Annotated in this window: 5 protein-coding genes; all 5 read left to right on the top strand. The window is 42.7% G+C overall.

Going from position 1 to position 10,298, the window contains the following annotated elements; genetic code table 11:
• Positions 1–94 precede the first annotated feature (94 nt).
• On the top strand, positions 95–2,230 hold the full coding sequence (locus BLW31_RS21660) for a hypothetical protein (RefSeq protein ID WP_010539496.1): 2,136 nt from the start codon (positions 95–97) through the stop codon (positions 2,228–2,230).
• Between the two features lie 37 nt (positions 2,231–2,267).
• Positions 2,268–5,396, top strand: a complete 3,129-nt coding sequence (locus BLW31_RS21655; protein ID WP_029425727.1) for a SusC/RagA family TonB-linked outer membrane protein — start codon at positions 2,268–2,270, stop codon at positions 5,394–5,396.
• Positions 5,397–5,430: 34 nt separating this feature from the next.
• The gene (locus tag BLW31_RS21650) at positions 5,431–7,125 is read left to right on the top strand and encodes a RagB/SusD family nutrient uptake outer membrane protein (protein ID WP_010539494.1); all 1,695 of its coding nucleotides are present in this window, start codon (positions 5,431–5,433) and stop codon (positions 7,123–7,125) included.
• Between the two features lie 30 nt (positions 7,126–7,155).
• Positions 7,156–9,024, top strand: a complete 1,869-nt coding sequence (locus tag BLW31_RS21645) for a DUF5018 domain-containing protein (protein ID WP_010539493.1) — start codon at positions 7,156–7,158, stop codon at positions 9,022–9,024.
• An 83-nt stretch (positions 9,025–9,107) separates the two neighbouring features.
• Positions 9,108–10,295 (top strand): DUF4855 domain-containing protein, encoded by a 1,188-nt coding sequence (locus tag BLW31_RS21640; protein WP_074759673.1) that lies wholly within the window; start codon positions 9,108–9,110, stop codon positions 10,293–10,295.
• The last annotated feature ends 3 nt before the right edge of the window (positions 10,296–10,298 follow it).

The following is a 10,298-nucleotide window of genomic DNA, read 5'->3' as shown; positions in this document are numbered from 1 at the left end:
CAAAGGCGGAAAATGGAAAGGATGCTTCCACGTACCGAGAGGACTGTATCAGTGCTGGAAAACACTGGAAACGATCTATTAAAAATAAAATACTATGTTAAAGAATCGAATTATTGGAATATTTATATTGCTTCTTCTATTTTTTTCATGCCAGCAGAAAGAGGAAGTGATATGTTATGGAACTCCTACTAATGACTTAATAAAGTTGCTGGATGAGGAAGGATATCGACTTCGTATCTATTCATCGGTGCATGAAGCACTACAGAAAGCCCCAAAACAGGCGGGCGTATTATTATTGAGTGAATCCTATCCTAGGGAGGGAGTGAAGCTCGATACAGCTGACCAAAAAATAATCAAAGAAAAATCACTGCGAGTATTTATGGAGTTTCCACAATGTGTAGGAGCTACTGAATGGGTGACAGCCGATACATTGGAATTGGAACGTATTGTGGTATGTGATTCATTGAATTCACTACTTCCCTCCATGAGCTTACTTTCGTTTCAACGCTGTATTATGAAACAAACCCCAGATCCGATTGCTAATCCCTTGTTAGTAGCTGCAAAAGTGGCAGGCTTCAATGATGCGGTTTATGGACTGAAAGATACACCCACTCAACCGATACTGTATTTTCATAATGACCAACTTCTCCTTTCAGCCACTTGTATGAGTAATTTTGCTGAAGGCCGTTACTTACCGGAACAACGGGTAAAGGCACTGTTCGAATATATTTTTCAGTGGTTGTTAAATAGAGAAACATTCACTTTTTCTACTTGGACTTCTTATATTCGTCCGACTTATACAGCTACTGATGTGTTGCCGAAAGATGCAGGAATGAATAGCATTAAAAAAGGAGTAGAATGGTTCTACAATGGACATTTCTTGGTGCATTCCGATTGGAAGCATGATTGGGCTGATAAATATATGGGTAATGGTATTGCCCCGGTAGGGCCTGAACTTCCACGCAACTTTAAAGATGGGGACGGGTCATTAGGTATTTTGGAAGGACATATGTCCGGTATTAAATATGACGGTACGCAGATGTATCGTTACTGGATGCGTGATGATGTTCAAGGAGAAGCTTCGTTCGCTTTTGCAGCTGCCGGTACACTACTGGATAATTCACAATATACAAAGGTAGCTGCCAATTTACTCGACTATTCATTTACCGAGTATAGAGATTCAGTACGCAATGATCCCAAATCCCCATCATATGGTCTGTTAGGATGGGCTTATACACATAAAGGCACTTATTATGGCGATGATAATGCCCGTTCATTATTAGGTTCCATCGCTTCATCAGCATTGATGAATAATCCTAAATGGGATAAACAAATAGTTGAGGGCATTGTAGGTAATTTCCGTACTACGGGATTAAATGGATTTAGAGGACAAAATATTCTTGAGCCTGATTTACAGAAACGCGGCTGGAAATCATACTATAATGCTGACCTGGTAAATCTGCATGCTCACTTTGAGGCCTGGAACTGGGCTTGCTATCTTTGGCTCTATAACCAAACACATTATCAGCCGCTGCTTGAACGCGTGAAACGTGGAATAACCATGATGATGGAAGGATATCCGGAACAGTGGTCGTGGACTAACGGCATTCAACAAGAACGTGCCCGTATGATTCTGCCGCTAGCATGGCTCTATCGGGTAGCACCAACAGAGGAACACTTAGATTGGCTGCATTTTATGACAAATGAACTACTTAGAAATCAAGTGCCTTGTGGAGGTATTCGCGAAGAACTGGGTGATGAGTCGAAAAGTCTTTTTGGGCGTACTCCTTCCAATGCGGAATATGGCAACAACGAAGCACCACTAATTTTTGACAATGGCGATCCGGTTGCTGATATGCTTTATACAACAAATTTTGCCTTTGTGGGGCTGTGTGAAGCTGCTAAGGCAACTCAGGATACTACTTACATAAAGGCTGTAAATCAAATGCGCGATTTTTTAATTCGTATTCAAGTACGTAGTGATAAATTCAAGAACGTAGATGGTGCATGGTTCAGGGCGTTCAATTATGAAGATTGGAATTATTGGGCTTCGAATGCTGATGCCGGATGGGGGGTATGGAGCACTCTTACCGGATGGATTCAGAGTTGGATTGTAGGTACACAGTTTGTTCTTGAAGAAGATTCATCATTATGGGATATTGCTAACCAAAAAGATGTTTCTACTGTTGCCAGTGAGGTAATTGAGGAAATGATAACACGCCAACTTTAAATAAGATATATACATATTATTAATAAACTTCTAACTTATGAAACACAAAGCTATGCAAAAAGATCGTTTTTGTTCTATGAGAATATTATTCTTCTCATTAACAATACTTTTTGTATGCGCATCGAATAGTTATGCGCAAAGTACAGTCAATGGAGTCGTCATAGATGCGACAGGTTTGCCCTTACCCGGAGTCAGTGTGACCGTAAAGGGGAGCGCAACGGGCACAACTACTGATCTTAATGGGCAATTTACCTTGAATGCGTCCAAGTCTGCTACATTAGTGCTATCATATATAGGTATGATAACACAAGAGGTAAAAGTAAACAGCCGTTCTATGATCAATGTTACCCTTCAAGAAGACATTAATAGTCTCGACGAGGTGGTAGTAGTCGGTTATGGTACTCAGAAAAAGATCCATCTCACAGGATCAATATCTTCGGTATCTTCTAAAGAATTATTGAAGTCAACAACAAGCAACGTTTCGCAAGCCTTGGTCGGCAAGTTGCCGGGATTGATATCTCAACAAGCCACCGGAGCCCCGGGAGCTGATGATGTTTCATTGTTAGTTCGTGGACATTCCACATATAATGGAGGTGACGGACCTCTTATTCTGGTAGATGGTGTAGAACGCAGCATGGCGTATATCAATCCTAATGAAGTGGAATCAGTTACTATATTAAAAGATGCTGCCTCGTGTGCAGTGTATGGCATGAAAGCTGCTGCAGGTGTAATATTGGTTACTACCAAACGAGGAACGGAGGGCAAAACTACCATTAATTATAAAGGGTCGCTCACTTTGTCACATGCTACTACGCTGCCTGAATTTATGAACGGTACACACTATATGCAATGGTATAACTATGCTCGCCGCATGGATGGTGAGAAAGCCTACTTTACCGATGAAGAGATTGCCATGACTACCAATGGAGATCCTACTGATGGATTTGAAAATACCAATTGGCAGGAACCTATTTATCGTACTACTTTGATGCATCAACACAATCTTTCCATCAGTGGTGGTAACGAGAAAACCCGTTACTTCCTCAGTGGGGGATTTATGAAACAGAATGGCTTTATTAAAGGTTTTGAGCTGGAACGTGGCAACTTCCGTTCGAACATTGATACGCAAGTGACCAAAGATATCAGCGTGTCACTTAACGTGGCCGGTAAGATTAACGACTATTATCAACCAGGTGGCGACAGTTATGAGAATCAAACGACCAATAATGTGGTGGGAGTATTGCTTTATGCCGCTCCGTTTGTTCCACTCGAATATGAAGGGATGCCGGCATCTGGTTATCGTGGCGCTTCAAATCCTGATTATGCAGCTGGACATTCGGGCTATAGTAAAATACGTACAATGCGTCTGGAGACATCGGCCAAGATAGAATACTCTTTCCCCTTCCTCAAAGGTTTGAAAGCTGGTATGTTTGTAGGTTGGGACTGGCAAGATCGCGATTCACGCAGCTTCAAGTACTCTTACGAATTGATGCTTTATAAACCTGAGTCCAAGAAATATGTACGTCAGTATGCTTCTAATTTGCAGCCAACAGGGGGGATGTCAGTCGGTGACGAGAAAGAACAGCAAGTAGTATTACGCCCTTCTGTCTCATACAACCAAAAGTTTGGTTTGCATGATGTAGGTGCACTATTCCTTTATGAACAAACTGAGCGTAAAGGAAATACGCTGACAGGTTATCGCTCCGATTTTGCACTTCTCGATATTGACGAGTTACCTTTTGGCTCTACTATTCATCCCACCGATGGTAACTTCTCCAGTAGCACGCGCCAGGCCTATGCCGGTTATGTTGGCCGTTTCAACTATGCTTATAATGACCGTTATTTGGCTGAATTTACTTTTCGGTACGATGGCTCTTATCACTTTAAAGAGGGTAATCGCTGGGGATTCTTCCCATCGGCCTCATTGGGCTGGGTTGCTTCTGAAGAAGATTTTTTCAAAGAACTCTTTCCTCAAGTGGAACGCTTCAAGTTAAGAGCCTCTTTCGGTATCTTAGGTAGCGACAATGTTGATCCTTTCCTCTATCGCAAACAGTACGCATGGTCAAAGAATAGTACAGTTTTCGGTACCACTCCACAAGCGGTGAATACCTTGTATAATAAAGTATCTTACCCGATGGAGAATCTTACTTGGGAGAAATGTCGTTCTATCAACGCTGGTTTTGAACTTTCGGCATGGAATGGTCTTTTAGGCATTGAGTTCGATGTTTTTTACAAATATACTTACGATATCCTTCGTTCCATTGGTGGTGTATATCCTCCTTCGCTGGGAGGCCATTATCCGAGTATTGAAAACAGTGGTACGTTTGATAACCGTGGATTCGAGATTACAGTAAAACACCGTAATCACATTGGCAAATTCAATTATAGCCTGAATGGTAACCTTTCGTTTGCCCGTAATAAAATACTGCGTATGACGCAGGCTGACAATACTAAACCTTGGCAGAACCGTCTGGGGACATCGGTAGGGACCATTTGGGGATTGAAATCGCTAGGTCTGTATCAGACACAAGCCGAGATTGACGCAGCTCCATTACCCATCAGCGAAATTCCCCGATTGGGTGACATCCGTTACCTCGATTATAATGGTGATGGACTCATTAGCTGGGATGATGAGGTGAAGATTGCACGCCCCACCACGCCTGAGATGATGTTCTCGTTGATGGCCGACGCCAACTGGAAAGAGTTCGACCTCTCTGTTCAGTTGCAAGGTGCCGCTTTGTGCGACAAGTTGCTTTGTGGCGAATGGAATAACGGTGCACGTGACCAGACTCCACTTACACGTCCTTTCTATGCCGGATGGGATAACGCGCCTTACTACTTGGTAGAGAACAGCTGGCGTCCTGACAATACCAATGCTGAATATCCGCGTCTCAGTACAGTGGCTTATGCTAATAATGCGCAGGTATCTGACTTTTGGAAGCGTAATGGTGCATACGTACGCCTCAAAAATGTAACTTTGGGATACACCTTGCCACAGTCATGGGTAAAGAAATCCGGGATCAGCAATCTTCGCCTGTTTGCCAGCGGCTACAACCTTTTTACTCTCACCGAGTTTAAGTACCTCGATCCTGAGGCGGCCAATGTCATTCAAGGTTACTATCCGCAGCAACGCACCTTTACGTTTGGTGTAGACATAACGTTCTAAACCCTATGTACAACATCTAATAAAATAAATTAGCATGAAAACAAAAAATCTATTACTAGGATTGGCTCTGTCGGCCCTCGCATTGCAATCGTGTAATGTACTCGATATCGATCCTACTGACACCTATAGCGAATCTACAGCCTATGCTTCTATCAAGAACCTGGATCTTTATGTCAAAAGTTTCTATGGCGTGTTTTATAGCAATGCCGATATCAATGTGGGAGCTAATCTGGCCATGGATGATGGTGTGAGTGACCTCATTAAATATTCTTGGTTCAATGTAGCTGAGGGCAGTGTGAACAAACTTTTTTATTACGACAATATGATGAGTCCTGATGGTAATTATCGTTCTAATTGGGATGGCATGTACGAGCAGATTCGCCGGTTTAATGAGTATTTTTACGATGTTCATAGTGGCTTTGCTGATAAATTGGATTCCGATCAGTTAGCCATTCGAACAGCCGAAGTTCGTTTTATGCGTGCTTTTGCTTATCAAGAGCTGGTATTGCGTCATGGCGGTGTAATCCTGCGTATCAACGAAGACCGCGTAGATGATCATAACCAGCGCGCACAAGCTCGTTCGTCAGAAGACGATTGCTGGACTTTTATCCTTGACGAATATGAAAAAGCAGCCCAAATGCTACCGGAAGAATGGACAGGATCGGAGGCAGGCCGCCTTACAAAGGGGGCTGCTTATGGCATGAAAGCCCGTGCCGCTCTCTATGCCAAGCGCTGGCAGGATGCTGTTAATGCAGCATTAGAGGTAGAAAAGCTGGAGAAAAAGGGTGTATATCAACTTCTTTCAGGGACTTCTAAGGACAGTTATATGCAAATTTTCAATACTGTGAATAATAAGGAGCTAATTTTGCCTGTCTATTTTCAACAAAAGACTAAGCAACACATGTTTAATCATTTCTTCTGCCCACCCTATGACACAGAAAAAGCAGGCTTGCAACCTGGCACGTTGGGTGCAGCCGCTACGCCTACCGATGAGTATGCTTCTGCATTTGATATCAAGGTGGGTCAGGAATGGAAATCGTTTGATTGGACCCATTTGAATGAATATTCCGAAGGACCATGGGGAAACCGCGACCCACGTTTCTATGCTTCTATTCTCTACAATGGTGCCAATTGGACAGGACGTCAACTTGAGCTTTACGTAGGTGGTAAAGACGGATACATGGATTTCTCTACATCGGCAAGTCAGGACTATGTGCGCACTAGTACCACCGGTTATATCTTCCGTAAATTTATGGATGAAAGCGACAATATCAACTACGTAGACATTGAAAGTACATCCTACTGGATTGAGATGCGTTATGCCGAGATTATTCTTATCCTTTCCGAGGCCTATGCCCGTTTGGATAAGTTCAAGGAAGCTTACGACTATCTCAACAAGATTCGTACTCGTGTGGGATTGCCTATCTTAGCTCAGCAGTCTACCTGGGACAATTATCTTGAAGATCTCTCGAAGGAACGTGTATGTGAGCTGGGACTCGAAGGACATCGTTGGTATGATCTTGTTCGTTGGGATATTGCTCAAAAGGTACTCAACGGGCAACGACTGCATGGTATCAAAATTGAAAAAACCGGTTCAAGCTTTCTTTATACCCGTGTAGAATGTGACACGCAGGATCGTAAGTTCCCTAAGAAATATAATATTTTCCCGATACCTTCCAGCGAGCTTCGAAATAACATAATGTGTGAGCAGACTCCTAGCTGGAAATAATTATGGTTACCATTTAAATAAGTAGACAATATGAAACTAAAACATATCATAAATAGCTTTTTGGCTTTCTCGCTCTGCCTGGCGGGATGTGTTGACCCTGACGATTTGGTGAGAACCGAAAGTGAAATTACCGATCAACTCATCATTACTGGACGATTTGCAGGTAATGAGAACACTGAGTATGAAACCGTTATCGACCGTGCCAACGGTACTGCTGTAGTGCAGACTCCCTACTACATCTCAGATACAGAACCTATTCAAGGAGATATTACCCGTATGCGACTCAAAGCTACACTTCCTGTGGGTGCCCGTTTTGATCCCCCTTTGTCGGGTATTCACAATTTGAAAGAAGGATTCTCTTCTACCTTAATCGAAGCCGATGGTTCCAAGAAAAACTACACTTTTACAGCTATTTATAAAAAGTCGGAACGTGCCAATATCATTAAGGTCGAACTAGCCAATGTACGTGCTCAGATTGTAGTGGCTGATCCTGTTGAAGAGGGTAAAAAAGGACAAATTATTATCTATAAGACCTCGTCAAGTATTGACGGAGAGTTGCAAAATGCACTTATCACCATTGCTCCATGGGCGACTATTGAATCGGATGCTTACGATCCCGTGACAAAAATCCTCGATTTGAGTGTGATGCCTACCGTTACTATCACTGCACAGGATGGTGTGAAGAAGACGGTATACGAAACTGTGTACAAAACTCCTGAGTTTGTGGAATATGGTGTGGGTTATGTGGCAGGGCTTTTTGGTTTCCAAACTTTGAAAGAAAATTCGCATGGTTTTGAAGTGGGTGCCAATCGCACTATGGCTGTAGTAGATGATTACCTTATCCTTAGCAATAGTAATAATTTCGTCAATATGCCGGTGTTCAACCGATATAACGGCAAGTTGCTTGATCAGGTAAAGGTGAACGTGGCCGGTATACCATCTAATCGTATTATACGTGCTATTACCTCCGATGATAATGGACACATGGTAGCCATGGCTTACGTGAGTACTCGTGCAGGAAGCTATGCCACTCCTTATACGGATGTTAATGTATGGGTATGGAAAAATGGTATAGAGAACACTCCCACATTGATACTTGATAAACCTTTCAGTGATCCAGTTTTCGATCAGGCACCTATGGGAGTTAACTGGAACTATAATATTGATATGGGTAGTTCTATTCACATCACAGGTGACATTACTAGTGGAAAAGCTGTACTCACCACTACGTCTCCTTTCTCATACCGTATGGTATTTATCAGCTTTGTCGATGGCATAATGAGTGGCAAGGCGCATGTGGAATTTGCTAATGTGAGTGGTGCACGTGTAGAAGACTATACGAAGATCCTTACAACTAATACGGAGAAACCTTTCAGCTACATATCTACACCGGCCAATGAAACTAATATGGTGATTTGTGCTCCTGTTGGTGATAGTGCAGACAGAGCTTTTGCTTTTACTGTTCCCGATTCACATTATTGGGGTTGGCAAGGATTCACTAAAGGCATCGATTATGTTGATTTTAACGGCGCAAGATTGTTGGCTGTTCAGAATGGTTCAGGTTCTTTCAATGGAGCACAACGCCTTTATGTGGCTGACATCACCAAGAATCCCAATGCTAATTCTATGAGTGATGGCTTCATCTTTGATTCACAGCAAGGCAATACAATAGGAAATGCAGATGTGCCGGGCGGCGTACCGGGCTCAGGTTACACAGCTACGGGCTATACCTCTCCTTGGGCATTTGATGGAGTGAGCAGTGTGCTTGGTGAGAATATTCCTTGCACAGGTGATGTGATTTTTGCCAAAAGTCAGGACGGATTGGCCGTACAGGTATATATGCTTACTACCGATCATGGCTTGATAGCTTTCGAACTCACAAAGTTCAAAGGCCTGTAAACGGTACCTAACGTTATTTTAATACCATTTAAACGATATTCAAACGACTATTTAAACATCATAAAACAATGAATAAGAAACGTATGAAAAAGATTATTCTTACTTTTGTATCACTACTGATGGGAGGTTTATGCTCAGTATTGGTAGCTTGTTCCGATGAGGAACACACCGTTCCTGTTTTTCCAGAAGACGGCAGTGGAGAAATTGAAATTAAGCCCGACCAGAAATACGATTGGGAAACCAACCGTCAGTCAATCTTGGCTAATACCGATATGGTACTTTTTTACTCGGGTGGTGACCAACGCCCTATTTGGACGCAGGAACGCGCTCAACCCTATATTACTTATGTAGACGAGCAAAACACTTCACACTGGTTCTTTGATAGCTTCCTCATGCTTGAAATCCTCAATACTTCCGACAATTGGCAGACGGTGAGAGAGTATACCAAGGGGATGCGCTATGAATCAGCCACCAAGGCTGAGTGGATGAAACTCATCGATTGTTATTTCAATTCAGAAACTGGTATTGCAGCTATCGAAGCGGGTGTAAAAAAAGCAATGACTACCATTGGGGAACCTGTGTACAAACGCCAGGTAATAATTGGCATTCCTGAGCCTATTGACGTACAGAATGAATTGGTGTCAGGTTCGTCGAGTGTATATTGGGGTGAAATTGATAATGTGTCGCTCGACTTCTCCAAACCTGCTGACCGTGTGAAAGCCTGTAAGTGGTTCATCGATCAAGTGCGTGCTCGTTTCAACGAGAAGAGGTATCAATATGTCGATTTAGCCGGGTTCTATTGGATTGCCGAGGATGCCTCACATACCGGAAATATCATTACCCCCATTGCCAACTATCTGAACGAACTGAAATATAGTTTCAACTGGATTCCGTTCTTCAATTCCGATGGTCACGAGTCTTGGAAAGAACTAGGCTTCCACTATGCTTACTACCAGCCCAACTACTATTTTGACGATAACATACCTCTTACACGTCTTGATGAAGCCTGTAAGGAAGCTTTACGTTGCAATATGCAGATGGAGATGGAGTTTGAGGACGATGTGTTGACAGCTCACGGCAAAGCTTATCGTTTGGAAAATTATATGGCAAAATTCAAGGAGTATGGTGTATGGGAAAAATGCCGCTTGGCTTACTATCAGAACAATAGTGCATTGCTTACTTTGAAGTACTCTAGTGAGCCGGCCGACGTGGCTCTTTATCATAAGTTCTGCAAGTTTGTTATAGAACGCCCTATCCGTGATTCACATTAACAA

The sequence above is a fragment of the Bacteroides faecis MAJ27 genome, assembly GCF_900106755.1.
Classification (GTDB): domain Bacteria; phylum Bacteroidota; class Bacteroidia; order Bacteroidales; family Bacteroidaceae; genus Bacteroides; species Bacteroides faecis.
Note: the sequence above shows the minus strand (reverse complement) of the source record. Positions and strands in the feature narration are given on the sequence as shown.

Excerpts from the sequence above, each read along its gene's own strand:
- BLW31_RS21650 (WP_010539494.1), top strand. The coding sequence starts at position 5,431 with ATGAAAACAAAAAATCTATTACTAGGATTGGCTCTGTCGGCCCTCGCA.
- BLW31_RS21660 (WP_010539496.1), top strand. The coding sequence starts at position 95 with ATGTTAAAGAATCGAATTATTGGAATATTTATATTGCTTCTTCTATTT.
- BLW31_RS21655 (WP_029425727.1), top strand. The coding sequence starts at position 2,268 with ATGAAACACAAAGCTATGCAAAAAGATCGTTTTTGTTCTATGAGAATA.
- BLW31_RS21645 (WP_010539493.1), top strand. The coding sequence starts at position 7,156 with ATGAAACTAAAACATATCATAAATAGCTTTTTGGCTTTCTCGCTCTGC.
- BLW31_RS21640 (WP_074759673.1), top strand. The coding sequence starts at position 9,108 with ATGAAAAAGATTATTCTTACTTTTGTATCACTACTGATGGGAGGTTTA.